This is a genomic window from Ruminococcus sp. (assembly GCF_017549005.1).
Taxonomy (GTDB): domain Bacteria; phylum Bacillota; class Clostridia; order Oscillospirales; family Ruminococcaceae; genus Ruminococcus.
This window is the reverse complement of record NZ_JAFYYT010000032.1, coordinates 1-18,937: the sequence shown is the minus strand read 5'-3', so window position 1 is coordinate 18,937 and position 18,937 is coordinate 1. Positions and strand designations below refer to the sequence as shown.

At 43.4% G+C, this 18,937-nt stretch carries 19 protein-coding genes; 15 read left to right on the top strand and 4 right to left on the bottom strand.

Features of this window, described 5'->3' with window-relative positions:
• The first annotated feature begins 10 nt into the window (after positions 1-10).
• The 7 genes from IKW96_RS07980 to IKW96_RS07950 all read left to right on the top strand — a co-directional run bounded on the left by IKW96_RS07980 (position 11) and on the right by IKW96_RS07950 (position 6,015).
• Positions 11-712, top strand: a complete 702-nt coding sequence (locus tag IKW96_RS07980) for an alpha-E domain-containing protein (protein ID WP_296572904.1) — start codon at positions 11-13, stop codon at positions 710-712.
• The gene (locus tag IKW96_RS07975) at positions 709-1,479 is read left to right on the top strand and encodes a transglutaminase family protein (protein WP_296572899.1); all 771 of its coding nucleotides are present in this window, start codon (positions 709-711) and stop codon (positions 1,477-1,479) included. The genes IKW96_RS07980 and IKW96_RS07975 overlap by 4 nt, the downstream gene beginning before the upstream one ends.
• Before the next feature lie 42 nt (positions 1,480-1,521).
• Positions 1,522-2,463: a M14 family metallopeptidase gene (locus IKW96_RS07970; RefSeq protein ID WP_296572894.1), complete on the top strand. Its 942-nt coding sequence runs from the start codon at positions 1,522-1,524 to the stop codon at positions 2,461-2,463.
• On the top strand, positions 2,460-3,383 hold the full coding sequence (locus IKW96_RS07965; RefSeq protein WP_294754991.1) for a M14 family metallopeptidase: 924 nt from the start codon (positions 2,460-2,462) through the stop codon (positions 3,381-3,383). Before IKW96_RS07970 ends, IKW96_RS07965 begins: the two co-directional genes overlap by 4 nt.
• 78 nt (positions 3,384-3,461) lie before the next feature.
• Positions 3,462-3,647, top strand: a complete 186-nt coding sequence (locus IKW96_RS07960) for a hypothetical protein (RefSeq protein ID WP_294754992.1) — start codon at positions 3,462-3,464, stop codon at positions 3,645-3,647.
• Between the two features lies 1 nt (position 3,648).
• Positions 3,649-4,638 (top strand): guanosine polyphosphate pyrophosphohydrolase, encoded by a 990-nt coding sequence (locus IKW96_RS07955; protein WP_296572887.1) that lies wholly within the window; start codon positions 3,649-3,651, stop codon positions 4,636-4,638.
• Positions 4,639-4,704: 66 nt separating this feature from the next.
• Complete coding sequence (locus IKW96_RS07950; protein WP_294754995.1) at positions 4,705-6,015, top strand: alpha-amylase family glycosyl hydrolase; 1,311 nt, start codon at positions 4,705-4,707, stop codon at positions 6,013-6,015.
• Positions 6,016-6,028: 13 nt separating this feature from the next.
• Here the strand turns inward: IKW96_RS07950 and IKW96_RS07945 are convergent, their stop codons facing one another.
• Entirely contained in the window at positions 6,029-6,733 is a 705-nt protein-coding gene (locus IKW96_RS07945) for a gamma-glutamyl-gamma-aminobutyrate hydrolase family protein (RefSeq protein ID WP_294754997.1), read from the bottom strand.
• 414 nt (positions 6,734-7,147) lie between these two features.
• On the opposite strand from IKW96_RS07945, the gene IKW96_RS07940 reads away from it, so the two are divergent.
• Both IKW96_RS07940 and IKW96_RS07935 read left to right on the top strand, forming a co-directional pair.
• Positions 7,148-8,956 (top strand): ammonium transporter, encoded by a 1,809-nt coding sequence (locus tag IKW96_RS07940; protein WP_296572880.1) that lies wholly within the window; start codon positions 7,148-7,150, stop codon positions 8,954-8,956.
• Between the two features lie 75 nt (positions 8,957-9,031).
• Complete coding sequence (locus IKW96_RS07935) at positions 9,032-11,119, top strand: glutamine synthetase III (RefSeq protein ID WP_296572878.1); 2,088 nt, start codon at positions 9,032-9,034, stop codon at positions 11,117-11,119.
• A gap of 533 nt (positions 11,120-11,652) precedes the next feature.
• Here IKW96_RS07935 and IKW96_RS07930 read toward each other — a convergent pair.
• Complete coding sequence (locus IKW96_RS07930; RefSeq protein WP_296572874.1) at positions 11,653-12,168, bottom strand: relaxase/mobilization nuclease domain-containing protein; 516 nt, start codon at positions 12,166-12,168, stop codon at positions 11,653-11,655.
• Positions 12,156-12,428, bottom strand: coding sequence for a hypothetical protein (locus IKW96_RS07925; RefSeq protein WP_294755309.1), 273 nt, complete (start codon positions 12,426-12,428; stop codon positions 12,156-12,158). The genes IKW96_RS07930 and IKW96_RS07925 overlap by 13 nt, the downstream gene beginning before the upstream one ends.
• Before the next feature lie 500 nt (positions 12,429-12,928).
• Here IKW96_RS07925 and IKW96_RS07920 point away from each other — a divergent pair, with 500 nt between their 5' ends.
• Genes IKW96_RS07920 through IKW96_RS07900 form a run of 5 tightly spaced genes read left to right on the top strand, consistent with a single transcriptional unit; the run spans position 12,929 to position 16,093 of the window.
• A complete protein-coding gene (locus IKW96_RS07920) occupies positions 12,929-13,213 on the top strand; it encodes a DUF960 domain-containing protein (protein ID WP_294755310.1) in 285 nt (94 codons plus the stop codon).
• A 56-nt stretch (positions 13,214-13,269) separates the two neighbouring features.
• Entirely contained in the window at positions 13,270-14,379 is a 1,110-nt protein-coding gene (locus tag IKW96_RS07915) for an amidoligase family protein (RefSeq protein ID WP_296572871.1), read from the top strand.
• Entirely contained in the window at positions 14,379-14,540 is a 162-nt protein-coding gene (locus IKW96_RS07910; protein ID WP_294755312.1) for a hypothetical protein, read from the top strand. The genes IKW96_RS07915 and IKW96_RS07910 overlap by 1 nt, the downstream gene beginning before the upstream one ends.
• 3 nt (positions 14,541-14,543) lie before the next feature.
• Complete coding sequence (locus IKW96_RS07905) at positions 14,544-15,521, top strand: class II glutamine amidotransferase (protein WP_294755313.1); 978 nt, start codon at positions 14,544-14,546, stop codon at positions 15,519-15,521.
• Positions 15,521-16,093 carry a recombinase family protein gene (locus IKW96_RS07900; RefSeq protein ID WP_294755314.1) on the top strand — a complete coding sequence of 191 codons (573 nt, stop codon included), beginning with the start codon at positions 15,521-15,523 and terminating at the stop codon, positions 16,091-16,093. Before IKW96_RS07905 ends, IKW96_RS07900 begins: the two co-directional genes overlap by 1 nt.
• 175 nt (positions 16,094-16,268) lie before the next feature.
• Here the strand turns inward: IKW96_RS07900 and IKW96_RS07895 are convergent, their stop codons facing one another.
• The gene (locus IKW96_RS07895; RefSeq protein ID WP_296572867.1) at positions 16,269-17,186 is read right to left on the bottom strand and encodes a hypothetical protein; all 918 of its coding nucleotides are present in this window, start codon (positions 17,184-17,186) and stop codon (positions 16,269-16,271) included.
• Positions 17,187-17,444: 258 nt separating this feature from the next.
• Here IKW96_RS07895 and IKW96_RS07890 point away from each other — a divergent pair.
• Positions 17,445-18,937 (top strand): hypothetical protein (locus IKW96_RS07890; protein ID WP_296572864.1); only part of this gene is annotated, 1,493 nt, incomplete at its 3' end.

The following is an 18,937-nucleotide window of genomic DNA, read 5'->3' as shown; positions in this document are numbered from 1 at the left end:
AGGAGCCTTTATGACAACGATATCAAAAGAACACAGCGACCGCCTTTACTGGTTGGGACGCTATACTGAAAGAGCATTTACCTCTCTGCGGACGATACAGAAGCTCTATGACAAAATGATAGACGACCGCAGAGGGTACACAAATTACCTTAAATGCTTCGGGCTCAACGATACCTACGGAAGCAACGACACATTCATGCGGAGCTTTTTATATGACGACTGCAATGTCAACTCTGTTGCATACAGTCTTGAACGTGCTTATGATAACGGCATAGTTCTGCGTGAGGAAATATCTACCGAAGCTCTTTCGTTTTTGCAGCTTGCAAAGGATTCTTTGGGAAAGTCGGGAATGTCGGCAAATACAAGGCTTTCGCTGATGCCTCTTGAAGATCTGCTTTTCGGTTTCTGGGGCTGTATAAACGAGCATATCTACGATGACGAGATAAGAAATATTATATATATCGGCAAGACTGTCGAACGGCTCGATCTGTACATCAGAATGAAATATCCTTATGATATTGCCGAAAAGGAATATATCCGACTTCTCAAGAACCTAAACCGTGTTCCGAAAGGAACGCCGTACCGCTATAATACGAAATATCTGTCCGAGCTGGTGATAATAATGGGTACAGAGGAAGATTACGGTCAGAGCTCGGAAAAAGCGCTCGGAAGTCTTGAACACCTTTTTGAACCAACGGGGGTAACTGTATGAAAACACTTAGTTTCAGCTTTTCAACGAAGCTGACATTTGATGATTATGTCCACGATCACAGCTTTGCATTACGCATAATACCGCCTAATACAGAAGCTCAGAAAATAATTTCCTGCGGACTTGATATCTCGCCTGCTGTCGCTACAAAACAGACAGTTGACGCATTCGGCAACAACGTTACGGCGGGCTACATACAGGGAGATCACCGCTTCCTTGACTTTGAGATAAAGGGGACGGCAGAGGTGGATTCCTCAAAGCACTGCACATTCCTTATGCCTTGTTATCTTTATCAGTCGGAGTATACTGTTCCCGACGAAGAGCTCAGGGCTTTCTATACCGAGCTTAAGGATAAAAATATCAGTGACGTTTCCGACAGAGCAGCTTTTTTCAGTGATATCCTATCAGACATAATCGAGTATAAAAAGGGCGTGACAACTACCGCAACAACTGCCGCAGAGGCTTTTGCCATGAAAACGGGAGTGTGTCAGGATTTCTCCCATATCCTTATCTCACTGCTGAGAATGGACAGTATCCCTGCCCGTTATGTTGCGGGACTTGCGTTCTGCGATGGCGAAACTCATTCATGGGTGGAATACTGGACGGGCAGTCACTGGGAGGGTATTGATCCCGCAAATAACTGCCCCGTGAACGACGATTATCTCGTTATATCAACTGGACGAGATTTCCGCGACTGTGCTATAGACAGGGGCGTGATGTTCGGAAGGTATACCCAGCAGCTACAGTTAGTACGGTCGGTCTTGGCATAAAACATATGGGCGGAAGTTATCCGCCCGAAAGGTGTGATAAATATGATAGAAACAATTGCAACTGCCTCACTTGCGGTCAATGAAAATCTAAATATTCAGAAGCGACGAATACAGAACGGAAAAAATAAGATACGTCTCAGCCTTGTTACAGGCACTCACGGTGACGAGCTGGAGGGGCAGTATCTCGCCTACATGATAGGCTCTTATCTAAATGAGAATATTACTCAGCTCGACGGTATCGTGGACATCTACCCTGCGTTGAATCCAATGGGTATTGACTCCATAACACGCGGTGTGCCCATGTTCGACCTTGATATGAACCGCGTTTTTCCTGGCTCTAAGGACGGAACAATGATAGAGGTGATATGTGCTTCCATTGTTGACGACATAGCAGGCTCAGACGTCTGCGTTGACATTCATTCAAGCAACATCTTCCTTAAGGAGATACCCCAGATACGCATGAGCGTTCCGACCGCGCCGACGCTTCTGCCATACGCCAAAATGATGAACGTGGATTTTGTATGGATACACGAATCCGCAACAGTTCTTGAATCTACCCTCGCTCATACACTCAACACAAGAGGAACTAAAACTCTTGTAGTTGAGATGGGCGTGGGTATGCGTATAACTAAAGAATACTGCCGACAGCTCTTTGACGGTATACTTAATCTTATGAAAGAGCTAGGAATGTGGAGCGGAGAAACAGCTCCCGTCCGCGAGCCCATAATCTCGGAGGGACGAGAGGTAGGCTTTGTGAATTCCGATGCGGCAGGCATTTTTGTGCCCTGCGCCGATTTCGGGGACAGTGTCAGTAAAGGCGACCATATCGGTGATGTAGTTGATCCTCTTACATCGAAGGTAGTTGAAAAGGTTGAAGCTGTGTGCGGCGGTATGATATTCACGCTTAGGGAATATCCCGTAGTTTACGGCGGTTCGCTCCTTGCAAGAATATTGCAGTCTGCATCAGGAGGTGGCAAGGAATGAAAAAGAAAGTATTATACTCACTGAAATCACCTTACCGTGAACAGCTTGACGTTATTGGATTCCGTTTTGGTCACGGAAAAAAGTCCGCGGCGATAGTGGGAGCTATGCGCGGAAACGAAGTACAGCAGATGTATGTTTGCAGTCGCATGGTGCAGGAGCTAAAAAAGCTCGAAGCTAATGGCAGAATAGCCGAGGACTGCGAGATAATGGTAATTCCATGCGTGAATTACTACTCAATGAATATCGGCAAGCGTTTCTGGGCAATGGACAATACCGACATAAACCGAATGTTTCCCGGCTACGATCAAGGGGAGACCACACAGCGCATTGCAGACGGACTTTTTTCAAAAATACAAGGCTACGAATACGGTATACAGCTTGCCAGCTTTTATCAGGTTGGAAATTTCCTGCCTCACGTCAAAATGATGGACACTGGTTTTATATCTCCCGAGATAATGAAAGATTTCGGACTGCAATTTGGCATACTCCGCAAGCCGAGACCATATGACACAACTACGCTGAATTACAACTGGCAGGTGTGGGAAACAAAGGCATTTTCGGTATATGCAAACGCTACTGATGATATTGACGAGAATGCCGCCGACGAGGCTGTTTATGCGATACTGCGCTTCCTTGACAAACAGGGAATAATCAGCGCAAATACGCCACCGGGATATATTACAAAAATAATCGACGAGAGAAAAACGAAGCAGATACGCTCCGAAGCATCGGGCATTTTCAAGAGTCTTATCGAAATAGGCAAGCGCGTTGAGCGTGGCGATATTCTCGGAACGATATCCGATCCGTTTGAGGGTGAAGTCGTGTCAGAGATAAGAAGTCCCGTATATGGAACGGTATATTTTGAATATCACGATCCGCTAATAAATTCAAATACAGTATGCTTCAAAATTATTAAGTAAGGAACGCCGCTCTCGGCGTTCCATTATGAGCATTTATATGGCTTGGGACGTCGTCCCCTGTATTGAAAGGAAAAATCTATGAAGAAAGAATTTTTGGAAACAAAGACCGTTGTATCTCCCGACGGAAAAACAGTGACAACAATGACTGTGAGTGGTAGCAGTGAAACGAAAGAAAATTCCAAAATTGTCTCCACTACCGTTACTGCAAGCACTACGACTACATCAACCACGACCACTATAACAACAAAGAGCGAGGAAAAATGAAATGATAACCTTGAATGACTATTTGATTTCGGGGAATACTGTACTGAAAATTCTTCACCAGTATTCAAATGACCTTCGAAACAGTGCGAAAGAGAATCATAACAGTATTGATCTTGCACATTCGAATTTCCTTATACAGATAATCGAACTGCTCGAACATAACGACTTCCTTACCTCCCAGTCACAGAGGATAAAAGAATTCTATAAATATATGACGCGGGAATATCCCTTCCTTGCGTTCACATTCAAGGGGCGGATAAAGTCCCTTATCCGTGCCGAGGAAAAATTCAACGGTTATATCCTTGAATACATTTACAAGTATTACAAAAAGAACGGCAAATTCCCATCGGAAGCTGAAATAAAAAGCAAGCTCATATGCTTCCGCGACCTTATCGCCTATCGTATCGTTATTTCTATGCCTGCCTGCCACATCAAAAGCGGTGATTCAAGGAGTGAGGTCGAGCAAAAGTATCTCTATGACATAGCAGATACATTGCCGGAATTTCTTGAGGAAAGAGGTTTTACAGCGGAGCTTTCAGGCTTTGCCGAGGACAGGCAGTCCGAACGACTCAAGGAAGCTGTCAGACCCTATTACCGCGACTATGTGACATTTCCGAGAAGCACCGGATATCAGTCTATACATATAACCTTTTACGATAATCTTGCACGTTGTTATACGGAATTGCAGCTCCGTACCAAGGATATGGACGACTTTGCGGAGATAGGCGAGGCAAATCACTTCGGATATGAGAAATTGCAGGAATCAAGGCGTACAAAGCGTGATGAGATACCTATTGGCGAGTGTATTTATTTTGATGAAGCATATGAACGACTTACAAAATTGCAGGAGCTGGAGCTTGCAGAGATAGACGTAAATATGTTCAAGGCTATAAACAATCAGCTCATAAATGACGGCTGCGGACTTTTCAGAGGTCGGCAGATTCTGCCTTTCGAGCATTTATCACGGTTTCAGAATGACCTTATAGACTAAAAAGGTTGTAATGAATAAAAAATTAAGGTATAATAAAAGTATAGTATTATAAATGGGGGCGTTAAAATGTGGGCATATGAAAGCGTATTCTATCAGATATATCCGCTGGGATTCTGCGGAGCACCATTTGCAAATGACGGTATACCACAGTCAAGGATACTGAAAGTCATCGACTGGGCAGACCATATCAAGGAGCTCAACTGCAATGCAGTCTATTTTTCTCCGATATTCGAGTCGGATTCTCACGGCTATGACACAAGAGATTATACAAAGATCGACTGCCGTCTTGGCAGCAACAAGGACTTCGCAAAGGTCTGCAGGGAGCTTCACAGCAGAGGAATAAAGGTTGTTCTTGACGGCGTTTTCAATCACGTCGGAAGAGGCTTCTGGGCGTTTCAGGACGTTCTGCATAATCGTGAAAATTCACGCTATAAGGATTGGTTTCACATAAATTTCGGCGGTAACTCAAACTACAATGACGGCTTATGGTATGAGGGCTGGGAAGGTCACTATGAACTTGTTAAGCTCAATCTATGGAACAACGAAGTCGTTGAGCACATCTTCTCCTGCATCAAAGGCTGGGTAGATGAGTTTGATATTGACGGTCTGAGACTTGATGTGGCGTACTGCCTTGACAAGGAATTCCTGAAAAGGCTGCGCAGCTTCACAAACGGACTGAAGGAGGATTTCGTCCTCATAGGTGAGCTTCTTCACGGCGATTATTCGCAGTTCGTAAACAATGATATGTTACACTCCGCAACCAATTATCAGTGCTATAAGGGACTGTATTCGAGCTTCAACAGTATGAATATGTTTGAGATATGCCACTCGCTAAAAAATCAGTTCGGACCTGAGCAGTGGTGTCAGTACAGAGGTATGCATCTTCTCAGTTTCGTTGACAACCACGATGTTTCAAGAATTGCAACGATACTTACAAACAAAAATCACATTCCGCTTGTCTATGCGATAATGTTCGGAATGCCCGGAATACCGTGTATTTACTACGGAAGTGAATGGGGGGCGGAAGCCGACAAAAAGGACGGCGATCCTGCACTGAGAGTATCCTTCGACAAGCCCATAGACAACGATCTTTCGGCGTATATCTCAAAGCTTGCAAAGATACACCGCGAGAGCAAAGCTCTTTGTTACGGTGATATAAGCGTTCCTGTGCTCACCAATAAGCAGTGCATCATTCAGCGCAGATGTGATGACGAGAGGATACTTATCGCTATAAATGCAGAAGATCAGCCGTTTACAGCACATTTCGATGCAGGCTGCGGTATGGCAGATGAGCTTATTACAGGTACAAAGCACGATTTTGGCGGAGGAAGTGAATTGCCGCCTTATTCGGCACAGATATGGAAAATGGAAAGGTAAACAATTTATTTCGTCAGCAGTGCCTGATAAATTCCCTGAAAATAAGCTTGCTGTTTTTATCTTTGGGATAAGAAAATTCGGGGTGCCACTGCACTGCCCAAAGAAACTTCTGCTTCGTGGCGCAAACAGCTTCTATCAGTCCGTCGGGAGCTTTCGCCATTGGCAAAAGTGCAGGCGAAAGCTCTCGTATTCCCTGATGATGATAACTGTTCACGGGGATAATATCGGCTTTCAGAAGATAATGCAGAGGCGAATCCTGCTTTATATTCACCTCATGTATAGGGACATCGTATGGCGGCTTCTGACAATGGGATACAGTATCCGAGAACTGCGAGGGTATATCCTGCCACAGTGTTCCGCCGAGTGCGGCGTTTATAAATTGTATGCCGCGGCATATACCGAGGATCGGCCTGTCAAGCTCCATTGCACGTTTAAGGAGCATTCCTTCCATGATATCACGTTCGGAGCTGCACTCGCTGCAGGCACCGATCTTTCTTGCAGAGTACAGTTTCGGATCGACGTCCTGTCCTCCTGTGAACAGAAAACCGTCACACATAGATGTTATCTGTTCGATATCTGTGCTGTCGCTTGTCAGAGGAAGCATAACCGGCATACCTCCTGCTTCAATTATTCCGCCGAAATAACCGGGCAGCATCCAATAGCTGTTTTTATTGTAGTCGATAAGAGGTATAACTCCGATAACAGGTCTATTACTCATAATTTTTCCTCCAATACAAAAAAGGTGCATACGGTAAATACCGAAGCACCTTTGCTTTATAAAAATTATAGAACTTTTTTCTATGAAAGTCAAGTATTTCTGACTGTATATAGTCATGATGCAAGATATTACTTTTTAGAGATTTTTCTTTTGTAGATTTTATCTTGCTTTTTGCGTTTAAAGTGTCAATAAATATTAAATTCCGACAAAGTTGAAAAAAGGTATTGACAAACGGTGGAGCATGGGCTATAATGACATTGTAAACAGCAAGGGCGCTGCAGACGATAAGTCTGCGGCGCTGTTTTGGTTTATAGCGCTAATTCCATACACAAAGGGGTGTATGATGTGCCGAGGTATCGGTGCGTCGTGCACCCCTTAAAATTTTATGCTGTAACTAATCAAGGAGGAATTTCTATGGACTCTCAGACAATTTTACAACAGGCCTTAGATGAGACCAACGGCCTGGTCTTCGGCGTATGGTTTCTTATAGGCGCTGCTCTTGTATTCTTTATGCAGGCAGGCTTCGCAATGGTGGAGACAGGCTTCACCCGTGCAAAGAATGCAGGCAATATCATCATGAAGAACCTTATGGACTTCTGTATCGGTACAGTTGTTTTCATACTCATAGGCTTCGGTCTTCTCTTCGGTGAAGACCTGGTCGGTATAATCGGTGCTCCAGGATTTGATATCTTCACTTCCTACGGCAGCTTCGACTGGTCAAACTTCGTTTTCAACCTTGTATTCTGTGCAACGACAGCTACTATCGTTTCGGGTGCAATGGCTGAAAGAACAAAATTCTTATCCTACTGTGTTTACTCAGCTATCATCAGTGCAGTCGTTTATCCTATCGAGGCTCACTGGGGCTGGGGCGGCGGCTGGCTCAGCCAGTGGGGCTTCCACGATTTCGCAGGTTCGGCTCATATCCACATGGTAGGCGGTATCGCAGCTCTCGTAGGTGCAGCAATCCTGGGACCAAGAATCGGTAAATTCCACAAAACAAAGGACGGCGAGATCAAGGTAAACGCTATCCCGGGTCATAACCTTACAATTGGTGCTCTCGGCTGCTTTATCCTCTGGTTCGGCTGGTACGGATTTAATGGTGCAGCTTGTACTTCTATCGACCAGCTCGGTTCAGTATTCCTTACAACAACAGTTGCTCCTGCTATCGCAACAGTAACTTGCATGATCTTCACATGGCTCAAATATGGCAAGCCTGATGTTTCAATGTGTCTTAACGCTTCACTTGCAGGTCTTGTAGGTATCACAGCTCCTTGTGATGTTACAGACTGTCTTGGCTCTGCAATAATTGGTATTGTTTCAGGTTTACTCGTTTGCTTCGGCGTATGGTTCCTTGATTACAAACTCCACATCGACGATCCAGTTGGTGCAGTTGCAGTTCACATGATGAACGGTATCTGGGGCACAATTGCAGTTGGTCTCTTTGCAAATCCTGAAGTACCAGGCTACTCACTTGTTGACCAGAACGGCGACCAGCTTTCAGGTCTTTTCTACGGCGGCGGCTTTGGACTCCTCGGCAGACAGCTCGGCGGCTTCGCAGCAATCGCAGCATTCACAGTTGTTTCAATGATTATCGTTTTCCAGCTTATCAAGCACACTATCGGACTTCGTGCTTCAGAGCAGGAAGAGATCATCGGTCTCGATGTTACAGAGCACGGTCTTATTTCCTCTTATGCAGACTTCGCACCTGCACTTACAGACGCAGGAATGTACGGTTACACTAAGGACGACGCAAAGAGCGTCAAGAAGGTTGGCACTCCGGAAGCACCTGCTGTTCCTGTTGACGAGGCAGTTGAAGTAAAGAACTACTCCGCACCTTCACCTGACGGTGCAACAAAGCTCACAAATATTGTAGTCATATTCAAACAGCAGAAACTCCAGCAGTTCATTGAGGCTATGGAACACATTGATGTCAAGGGCATCACAGTAACGAATGTTCTTGGCTGCGGAATGCAGAACGGACAGACAAACTACTATCGTGGCGCAGCAGTTGAGATGAACCTGCTTCCAAAGGTAAAGGCTGAGATCGCAGTATGTGCAGTTCCTGTTGAAAAGGTAGTTGCAGCAGCAAAATCTGCTCTCTACACTGGCAACTACGGCGACGGCAAGATGTTTATTTACGATATCGAGAACGTTATCAAGATCAGAACAGGCGAAGAAGGCTACAACGCACTCCACGACTCTGCTGAATGGGAAAAAGCTTAAAATAACATGAGCAGACTGCAAGCAACAGATAACTTGCAGTCTGCCTTACACAAATATGATTCGGAGGTAATTACAATGGAAAAGATAACAGATTATTTTGGCTCAATGGTGTTTGACGACAGAATAATGAAAGCAACGCTTTCAGATAAAGTATACAGATCACTGAAAAGAACTATCGACAAGGGAACTCCTCTTGATATATCCGTAGCAAATGCAGTTGCAGCTGCTATGAAGGAGTGGGCAGTAGAAAAAGGAGCTACACACTATACACACTGGTTCCAGCCAATGACAGGCGTTACTGCTGAAAAGCACGACAGCTTCATTTCACCTGCACCTGACGGAAGAGTTATCATGGAATTCTCAGGCAAGGAGCTTGTTAAGGGTGAGCCTGATGCTTCTTCGTTCCCGTCAGGCGGACTTCGTGCAACTTTTGAAGCAAGAGGCTATACTGCATGGGATCCTACTTCATATGCGTTCATCAAGGACGGCACACTTTACATTCCTACTGCATTCTGCTCTTACACAGGTGAAGCACTGGACAAAAAAGTACCTCTCCTGCGTTCAATGGAAGCCCTCAACAAGCAGGCTATCCGTATACTGAAACTCTTCGGCAATGACAAGGTAAAGAGCGTAAAGACCTCCGTTGGTCCTGAGCAGGAATACTTCCTCGTTGACCGTGAGATGTGGAAGAAGAGAAAAGACCTCATCATGACAGGTCGTACTCTTTTCGGTGCTATGCCTCCTAAGGGACAGGAAATGGACGACCACTACTTCGGCTCTATCAAGCCAAGAGTTGCCGAGTATATGGCAGACCTTGACAAGGAACTGTGGAAGCTCGGTATCCTTGCAAAGACAAAGCACAACGAAGTTGCTCCTGCACAGCACGAGCTTGCTCCTATATATGATACAACAAATATTGCCGCAGACCACAACCAGCTGACAATGGAAGTAATGCAGAAAGTTGCTATCCGTCACGGACTTGTTTGCCTGCTTCACGAAAAGCCTTTTGCAGGCGTTAACGGCTCAGGTAAGCATAACAACTGGTCTATCTCCACAGATCAGGGCGAGAATCTCCTCTCTCCCGGTGAGACTCCCGCTGAGAATGCACAGTTCCTGCTTTTCCTTGCAGCAGTTATCAAGGCTGTTGACGATTATCAGGATCTGCTGAGACTTTCCGTTGCAACCGCAGGCAACGACCACAGACTGGGTGCAAACGAAGCTCCCCCTGCTGTTATCTCTATCTTTCTCGGCGACGAGCTCACGGCCGTTCTCGACGCTATCGAGGCTGATAAGCCCTACGGCGGCACAAAGAAAGAAAAAATGCAGCTTGGCGTTGATGTTCTGCCTAAGTTCAGCAAGGACAGCACTGACCGTAACAGAACTTCCCCATTTGCATTTACAGGAAACAAGTTCGAGTTCCGTATGCTTGGTTCTTCCAACAGTATCTCCTGCGCTAATATCCACCTCAACGCAGCTGTAGCAGAAGAACTGAAGCAGTTTGCAGACAAGCTGGAGGGTGCTAAGGACTTCAACAAGGCTCTTCACGACCTTATCAAGAAAACTATCAAGGAACACAAACGCATCATCTTCAACGGCAACGGCTACGATGACGCATGGATAAAGGAAGCAGAGAAGCGCGGCCTTATGAACCTTAAGACCACCGCTGACGCAATGCCTCATATCTGCGACAAGAAAAACGTGGATATGCTCACCTCTCACGGTGTATTCACAGAGGCTGAGATATTCTCACGCTGTGATATCATGCTTGAAAACTACATCAAGACAGTCAACATTGAAGCTATAACCATGATAGACATGGCTCGCAAGGAGATAATCCCTGCCGTTTCTAAGTTTGCAGCTGATACAGCTTATGCAGTATCTATCAAGAAGAGCGTATCAAAGGTAGCCTGCAAGTACGAGAGCAGCCTTGTTACTGAGCTTTCAGAGTTAATTGATGAAATGGATTCGGCAACAACAAAGCTTGAAAAAGTAGTTGCAGATTTCAAAAAGCAGGATGTTATCATTAAGGCATCTGAATTTGTCCGCGATAGTATGCTCCCGGCAATGGATAAGCTCCGTGCCGCAGCTGACAAGGCAGAGACATTAACGGCTGAATCTTATTGGCCATTCCCTGCATACGACAAGCTCCTTTTCGGAGTGTGATATTTAAGAGTATCAGAAAAGTCTTTTATAGACAGATCCTTGAAATACAGCATAAACTACAGAGCCAACAGCATTTTTGCCGTTGGCTTTGTAGTTTTTTAGGTGATATCATTGCTGATTTGTTTTGAAGGATTAGGCAAATTGAGAAAGAATTGGAACCGTCATAGGCTCATTTTAATTCTCAATTCACGTTTCTGATTATTGCTTCATTTTTGTAGTAATGAAACTGTAGGTGAAAGAAAAGCCATTGGCGATAAAACAGTATTCAGCAAGGGGGATATACTCTCGTTGTTGAAGGTGTATGCCTTTTTTGCGTTATAAGAGCAATATTAGTTAAGCTCTCCGTGTACAGTTGGTCACAATTGCAGTTCCTTTCGTGATTTTAGCATTTCCATTGACCGTAAACAGTATCAAACAGCGATCTCCCCGTGCGGGGAGACCTTTATATATATCAATATAGACACAGCTGTTTGATTTCATTTTCAGAATTGTCGTTATAGGCTTTCTTGTTTTTATTCTATTCTACGTTGTTTTTACTTTGTGGGATCCTCATACTTGATTTCGGCCTTACAGAAGTTTCCGGTCAGGTTGTGAATGAATATTGCTAACTGTCCGAGTTCATAAATACCGCTGTGATAGAGCTTTCCGTTATAGATATCCACCGTGTTTACAACAAAATGAGCATGGTAGAGTGAACCTCCCTGGTTTTCATAATGAACAGCTGTTATTACCTGATACTTCTTTCTCAGGTGCTGTGCGATTATCTCTGTAAGATTGCAGGCTGTTATTGAGTCAAACACCTTGTTTTTATCAAATGACACAACCAGGTGCATTACTGGGTTATCGCCTGTTTTTCCGAAATAATCCTTCACTCCATACATCTGGGTGTATGTATATTTCGGATTGGTATCACATACGCCATAACCTTTGGTCAGTATACGTTTTTCTCCAGGTTCGAGCTTATCCTTATACACGTAATTCACGCAATGTCTGAAGTAGCCTGCTCCATCGCCGTTATCTGTTATACGCTTCTGAGTTAGTATGTCCATAACTTATTACCTTCCTTTTCAAGTGCTTTTGCTTCCGGTTCGGAATATTTCGCCACTGCTTTCACAGCTTTGTTTGTAAAGTCCTGAACCGCTGCCATGAATGACGGTTTGTTGTCGTTTCCAGGATGTTTCAGCCTTTCGTTCATCACGGCATTAGGTTTAATACCTCGCTCCTTAGCCTCTTCTTCAATTTCATTTGACAAAGCTTCTGTCATAAGTACCGTTTTGCGCACGGTCTTTTTCTCTTCGGGTTTTCTCATACGAATTATCCTTTCAACTATAGTATAAATCTGGCGCGGATATTGCTATCTGACTTGAAACAACTCAGTGAAGTCCAAGAAGTATGCAGATCGAATGGACGGGTTAGTGGGTTGAATCGAAGGATCTTGTGACTTGTGACTGTTACTCCGGTACTGTACACATATACTCGAACCATCATCTCTGTCATATCACATGTACCATATCAATAGTTCTCTCTACTGATACATGTTACTTCGTTTTGAACCTCCAAGACTACACTGAGTATACAGGTCGCTTACGCTCAGATTATCATATAGTAATACATTTTTACAAAATCATCAAAATTCCGATTTTTTCAAAAACTGATATATACATTATTACTTCGTAATACATTTTTTTCAAAAAAGGCCTTTTGAGGCCTTTTCGCGAAAACCTCCGATTTTTTCGATTTTCTATATGTATATTATTAACTTGAATACTTACGCGCGTATTCAATGATAATGAAAGGAGGATCGAAAAGATGCATAATACTAATCGTTTTCTTACCTGCGGTGTCGACAGCACTATCCCATTGGAATTGCAGATGTTTTTGTGGGAGTGTGTTGAGCGTATGCCTGCTCCAAAAGACTATTTACAGGTCTTTGAACTGAGTGCAGCTGGTCCTATGCAGGCTATTACTCATAGCTCGGAAGAGCCTGCATACCGTATGACGTATATTATACCGTCAGATACGCCTATAACGGAAAAGCTGTACATAATAGATGACGGTGACCACAGCACAATGCTTTTAGCAGAAGAATATTAACATTAATGCCAGCCCCTTCGGGGGCTGGTTCTTCTATTTTACGGAGGTTTTTACAAATGGATGAAAAGAATGGAAATGTCATGTATTGCTCTCATTGTGGAGCTGTTATTGACGAAGATGAAGATTATGAGACTATCGACGGTGAGATAGTATGTACAGACTGTATTGAGCAACATACTACGACATGTGACAGGTGCGGTGCTATAATCTGGACCAGTGAAAGTTTTGGTGACGACTATACAACTTTATGTAGTCACTGCTATCACAACCATTACACCAGATGCAGCTGCTGTGATGCGCTATTACACGAAGATGACGCTTACCACTTGGACGGCTATGACTACTGCAGCGAGTGCTATCATGATGAAGTTGACAAGAGTCGCAGTATACACGACTATGGTTACAAGCCAGAGCCTATATTCTACGGTGATAGTCAGCGCTATTTCGGCGTTGAACTTGAGATTGACGGAGCAGGTAAAGACAGTGATAATGCTGATGAATTGCTTGTTATCGCCAACAGAGAACAAGAGCATATTTATATTAAAGGCGATGGTAGCCTTGATGATGGTATGGAGCTTGTAACTCACCCAATGAGCCTGGATTTTCATAAGCAGTTTCAGTGGGAAGATATTATGAAAAAGGCTATATATCTAGGATATCGCTCACATCAGACAAGTACCTGTGGACTCCATATTCATGTCAATCGCTCATGTCTCGGTGATAGTCGTGAAGAGCAGGATGAAATTATTGCCCGTATCTTGTTCTTTGTTGAGGCGCATTGGTCAGAGCTTCTGAAGTTCAGCCGTAGAAGTGAATACTCTATCAACCGCTGGGCTGCAAGGTACGGGTATGAAAGAACTGGCAGAGACATCCTCGAAAAAGCAAAAAAAGGAAATCTAGGGCGGTATGCTGCGGTTAACCTCATGAACTATTCGACTATAGAGTTTCGTTTGTTCAGAGGTACACTCAAGTACAACACGCTCATTGCTGCATTAGAACTTGTAAATGATATCTGCGATCTCGCTATCAGTCTGACAGATGAAGGTATAGCGAATATGAGCTGGAGCGAGTTTGTAGATACGGTAAAGGAACCTGAATTGATCCAGTATTTAAAAGAGCGCAGATTATATGTAAACGAAGAAGTGATAACAGAGGAGGAAATGTGATGGGACTTCTTGCAGATATATTCGACATGGATGAAGAAACTGAAAAGGATATCAAAGACGTTGTTAAGGCAGTAGGTTTGATAGCACTTTTGATTGGCGGAGCAGGTGCAGCTGGTGGCTCGCTTGATTTGCCTTTCGATAACGATAATGGGGAGGAATGAAGTATGTGCGCATTATTCGGATGGCTCGATTATAAAGGGATTGTCCCATATAGGGTACTGAAGAAACTTACACAGGCATTGGCTAATGCCGCGGAAGAGAGAGGCACGGATGCAGCTGGCATCAGCTATGCTCACGATGGCAAGGTCACGATATTCAAAAGACCAAAGCCTGCACATAAGCTGCATTTCAACGCACCTAACGGAACAAAAGCAATCATGGGACATACGAGGTTAGCAACTCAGGGAGATAAGAAACATAACTACAATAATCATCCATTCCCTGGTCATGCTGATACAGAGTTTGCCTTTGCACATAACGGTGTCCTCTGGAACGATAAAGACTTACGAAAAGACGGTGTGATATCGAATACATATATAGATACTGACAGCTATATCGGTGTACAGCTGATTGAAAAGCAGGGAAAGCTCGACTTCGACAGTCTTCAGTATATGGCGGAGACAGTTGAAGGCAACTTTACATTTACCGTACTTGACCAGTACAATAGCCTATATATCGTCAAGGGCAGCAATCCAATGTACCTGCTCCATTTCGAGACAATAGGCTTATATGTATATGCTTCAACGGAGACTATCATGAAAAAGGCTCTCAAGCAGTTGGGACTACAGAAGTTCGAGAGCAAGCGTGTTGATACCGAAGAAGGCGATATCATCCGTATCGACAGGAACGGCAAAATCACACGCTCACGGTACGAACCTAAAATATACAGATCCAAGTACATGAGCTGGTATGATGATGACCTCTCTTCTTATTGTAATGCACACGAGGAAATTCTACTGGCATACTGCGGCTGTTACGGAGTTGACAGCTCGGATGTTGAGCTCCTGCTTGAGTACGGCTACACCAGCGACGAGATTGAAGATATGCTCACAGATCACAGCCTGCTCCGCGAAGCACTCAGAGACGTCAAATACATGTGCGGTGAAGATGTTTATGAAAGCTGCTATGGTGGTGTGTTCTGATGGGCAGAATAGGATATATCCGTGTATCAACGGAACATCAGGAAACAGCACGACAGGAAGCGTTAATGGAACAATATAAGGTAGAGCGCATCTTTGCTGAGAAAATGTCAGGCAAGAATGCTGACCGTCCTGAACTGAAAGCTATGCTTGAATACGTCCGTGAAGGCGATACTCTTTACATTGAGAGCATCAGTAGGCTTGGTCGTTCTACCCGAGATTTGTTAAATATCATTGATGTGCTCCAGCGCAAGAACGTAACTCTTGTCAGCAGCAAGGAGAATATTGATACCAATACTCCGCAGGGACGATTCGTTCTGTCGATATTCGCGGCACTTTCAGAGCTTGAACGCGAGCAGACTTTACAGCGCCAACGCGAGGGTATCGCTATTGCAAAAGCACAGGGAAAGTACAAAGGTCGGCAGCCCATTTCTACAGACTGGGTAAAGTTCGGCCAGCTGTACGAGCAGTGGAAGGCTGAAGAAATAACAGCCGTAGAATTTCAGAAAGAAATGGGCCTGCGTGCCAATACCTTTTACCGCAGGCTTAAAGAGTACAAAAGGAAGTTTACATAAACAGGAGAGAGCCGGCATTTTGCCGGCTCAAACTCTTGCAATAGGGTGTCGTTTTTATTTGCAATATTTCAAAAGCTGAAAAACAACTTATATGCCACAGTTTTTGCATATGGCATTAGACTAAGGTCATATGAAACATTGTAATGAGCCTCCGAATGGTGGCTCGCTAAGCACATTATATTTCATCTATGTACTTAAGTAACAGCTTGTGATTATCTTGAAACTTCTTCATCATTGTATTGAATACTTCAAGATTATAATCTTTTTGCGAAGCAATATACTTATTATCGACTATTTCGTTAGCGATATCGTATAGTGCTTTTATGCAAGTCTTAATGCGAACTTTGGTTTTTAGCAAATTAGCAAGAGCTGAGCAGTGCTGACTACAAATATCGTATTCGCTGTTATATAATTCCGTTTGTTCCCTTAAACAGTTCCAAAGGCTGAGCCGCCATTTAGGCTCGTTATCATAGTTATGGATAGTTGAAAGTATACCATTTATAGCTACTCCTATTTTATGCAGCTTTTTAATACTTTCGTCAATTAAACTGCAAATATTCTTTACTTCTTTCTTTTCAGATTCGGAAATAGTATAAGAATAAGTTATTTGAGCGGGCTCGTTTTTATCTTTGTTCTCAGTATTGATGTGTTCTTGAGCTTTATTTATTCCGAGTATAGCATCAAACCTTTCAGCCAAAATATTAGACAAATTTTCAAACGTAACATCTGACATTTCCTCTTTGACTTTTTCGTATAATGATTCTTTATAGCTCTTACCGTTAAATCTGTCTCGATAAGTCTTTGTGTCTTTATGCTTCTTTTCATATAGTCTTTCAATGTGTTTTGCTAATAGCTCATTTTTATATCCAGCATTTACGAGTGCATCAACAACTGAGTCAAATGGATCACCGCCGATATATCCATTTATAGCTGACTTTGAAAATGTAATGCTGTCAGGGGATGCAACGCTTCCTTTTAATAATTTTAAAACGAAAAACGGCTTAGCACTAAAATCTTCGCCATTGACAGAACCTTTTTCAAAATATCCTTCTATATAGATTAAATCAATTAATTTGCCAAAAGGCTTATCCATAACCGTCTCAATTCCTTTCAAAAAATATAAAATATAATATAATCCATTTTGAATTGTATAATATTTGCCCTGAAGTATAATACAAGTAAGGACCAAAAGTCCAAAAAAATCTCAGATGCTGTTAGAAGCAGGTGAAAAAAATATTGAACGTCACAAAAGCCCCAAATCGGCTCCAAACCAGCTGGTATTTGTGACCATTGAAAAATTTCACCTACTTCTGCGGTTACTGAAATAAAAATACGAAAGGGGCAATGCAATATGCCTGTCGAAAGAATGCTGCCTCAGCAGCAACAACATCCGCCTGAGGTAATCCAAGCAGATACTCCCAAAGGCGCAAAAGTTTTCGGGATAACAAGATTTGGCTTCAAAAGTTTTGATGAGTTGATTCATAAATCGGCTCAGAAGTACGGAGTGGAGTTTGATCTGTTTTTCTCAAACTCGCTCGGAACTCAACACGGTTGGATGAAAGTGTTCAACGGAAAAGTTACGAAAACTATTCCACTTCTAGAAATCAGCGTATCTTATTCACAACCAGTTATTCAAGCTGGGACGAAAATAGGATACATTATAAAGTATTATCATACCACAATGTCCGACACTACCGAGGATTTCATTTCATATGTACTATTCGACAAGCACAAGGTAAGTGAAAGGCTCAACGTTCCGCCTCAAGGCAGCAAGAGTAAGGATGAACTTTGCGAGAAGTTGGTCGAGACTCTGATTATTGAGAAAGCAGAGGAAGCAGAACCAATTGAGGTAGGAGCTAAGCAAGGATGGTGTCTGGTCTCTGAAATCAGTGTATTTTGGGAATCTCGCATGAAATACCCAACGGTGCTACAAAAGATGATCCCAGAGAGCATCGCTGGACGTGAAACACCGAAAATCAGAAAAGCTCTATTTAAAAAGGAACATGGTTGGGACAGAGCGTTTAATGAGATATTCAACACTTGGCCTGATCTTAAAGTTCCATTCCTAATCCGTGAATCAAGCTATATGCTTACATTTGCGGGAGAGTATGGCGTTTCGTTCAATCAGATCATTAATTTCAAAACTACTGATATGGCTGACAGTTCATTGTGGGCTGCAATGTTTGATAACGTAAGTTACGGTCACGGTTCAGTACTCTCACTGAGCAGGGCCAAGAATATCGAACATGCAAGCAGGCTGCTGAATGATGCAGTTCTGCTTGTTGTTGATGATACAAAGGCAGATGAATCAAAAAAACGTGAGGAAGCAATAGATGTTCTTCAGCGTAGGGCGCTCAACAGCAATTCTGGTTTCTGTCAGATACCAGTGATCGTATCAGATTACGCATTTGCTCAGATGCGTCCGGATCTGTGTATTGATTTCTCAGGTTATGATGGTAACTATGATATCAGTCAGGCAGTCCTGACAGAGGTATTGGAGTCCCACGACGCCAAGCTCATCGAAAGAATACAGAAGGAATTTTGTGAGTTTATCGAGATTTTTAATGCGAATATCGAAGAAGTCTCTAAGAAGACTCCGTATATGATTCCTGCTCAACGCAGAAACGCTTACTATATACTCGTAGCTGCCCTACGAACATATGATGAATATTTTGGCGTATTCTTCGACGAAGGAACAGAGTCGAGGCTGGTAGATATCCTTAGTACATACAACGAGGTTGGTTCAAGTAACGATGAGTTACTACTTACTCTTCTAGGCAACTGTCTGAATGAGGAGATTAGCAGCGGACGCTTTAATTTCATAAAGCGGACGAAGTTTATCGT

Excerpts from the sequence above, each read along its gene's own strand:
- IKW96_RS07905 (WP_294755313.1), top strand. The coding sequence starts at position 14,544 with ATGTGCGCATTATTCGGATGGCTCGATTATAAAGGGATTGTCCCATAT.
- IKW96_RS07935 (WP_296572878.1), top strand. The coding sequence starts at position 9,032 with ATGGAAAAGATAACAGATTATTTTGGCTCAATGGTGTTTGACGACAGA.
- IKW96_RS07950 (WP_294754995.1), top strand. The coding sequence starts at position 4,705 with ATGTGGGCATATGAAAGCGTATTCTATCAGATATATCCGCTGGGATTC.
- IKW96_RS07925 (WP_294755309.1), bottom strand. The coding sequence starts at position 12,428 with ATGAGAAAACCCGAAGAGAAAAAGACCGTGCGCAAAACGGTACTTATG.
- IKW96_RS07930 (WP_296572874.1), bottom strand. The coding sequence starts at position 12,168 with ATGGACATACTAACTCAGAAGCGTATAACAGATAACGGCGATGGAGCA.
- IKW96_RS07900 (WP_294755314.1), top strand. The coding sequence starts at position 15,521 with ATGGGCAGAATAGGATATATCCGTGTATCAACGGAACATCAGGAAACA.
- IKW96_RS07920 (WP_294755310.1), top strand. The coding sequence starts at position 12,929 with ATGCATAATACTAATCGTTTTCTTACCTGCGGTGTCGACAGCACTATC.
- IKW96_RS07915 (WP_296572871.1), top strand. The coding sequence starts at position 13,270 with ATGGATGAAAAGAATGGAAATGTCATGTATTGCTCTCATTGTGGAGCT.
- IKW96_RS07910 (WP_294755312.1), top strand. The coding sequence starts at position 14,379 with ATGGGACTTCTTGCAGATATATTCGACATGGATGAAGAAACTGAAAAG.
- IKW96_RS07940 (WP_296572880.1), top strand. The coding sequence starts at position 7,148 with ATGGACTCTCAGACAATTTTACAACAGGCCTTAGATGAGACCAACGGC.
- IKW96_RS07895 (WP_296572867.1), bottom strand. The coding sequence starts at position 17,186 with ATGGATAAGCCTTTTGGCAAATTAATTGATTTAATCTATATAGAAGGA.
- IKW96_RS07960 (WP_294754992.1), top strand. The coding sequence starts at position 3,462 with ATGAAGAAAGAATTTTTGGAAACAAAGACCGTTGTATCTCCCGACGGA.
- IKW96_RS07955 (WP_296572887.1), top strand. The coding sequence starts at position 3,649 with ATGATAACCTTGAATGACTATTTGATTTCGGGGAATACTGTACTGAAA.
- IKW96_RS07965 (WP_294754991.1), top strand. The coding sequence starts at position 2,460 with ATGAAAAAGAAAGTATTATACTCACTGAAATCACCTTACCGTGAACAG.
- IKW96_RS07945 (WP_294754997.1), bottom strand. The coding sequence starts at position 6,733 with ATGAGTAATAGACCTGTTATCGGAGTTATACCTCTTATCGACTACAAT.
- IKW96_RS07975 (WP_296572899.1), top strand. The coding sequence starts at position 709 with ATGAAAACACTTAGTTTCAGCTTTTCAACGAAGCTGACATTTGATGAT.
- IKW96_RS07980 (WP_296572904.1), top strand. The coding sequence starts at position 11 with ATGACAACGATATCAAAAGAACACAGCGACCGCCTTTACTGGTTGGGA.
- IKW96_RS07970 (WP_296572894.1), top strand. The coding sequence starts at position 1,522 with ATGATAGAAACAATTGCAACTGCCTCACTTGCGGTCAATGAAAATCTA.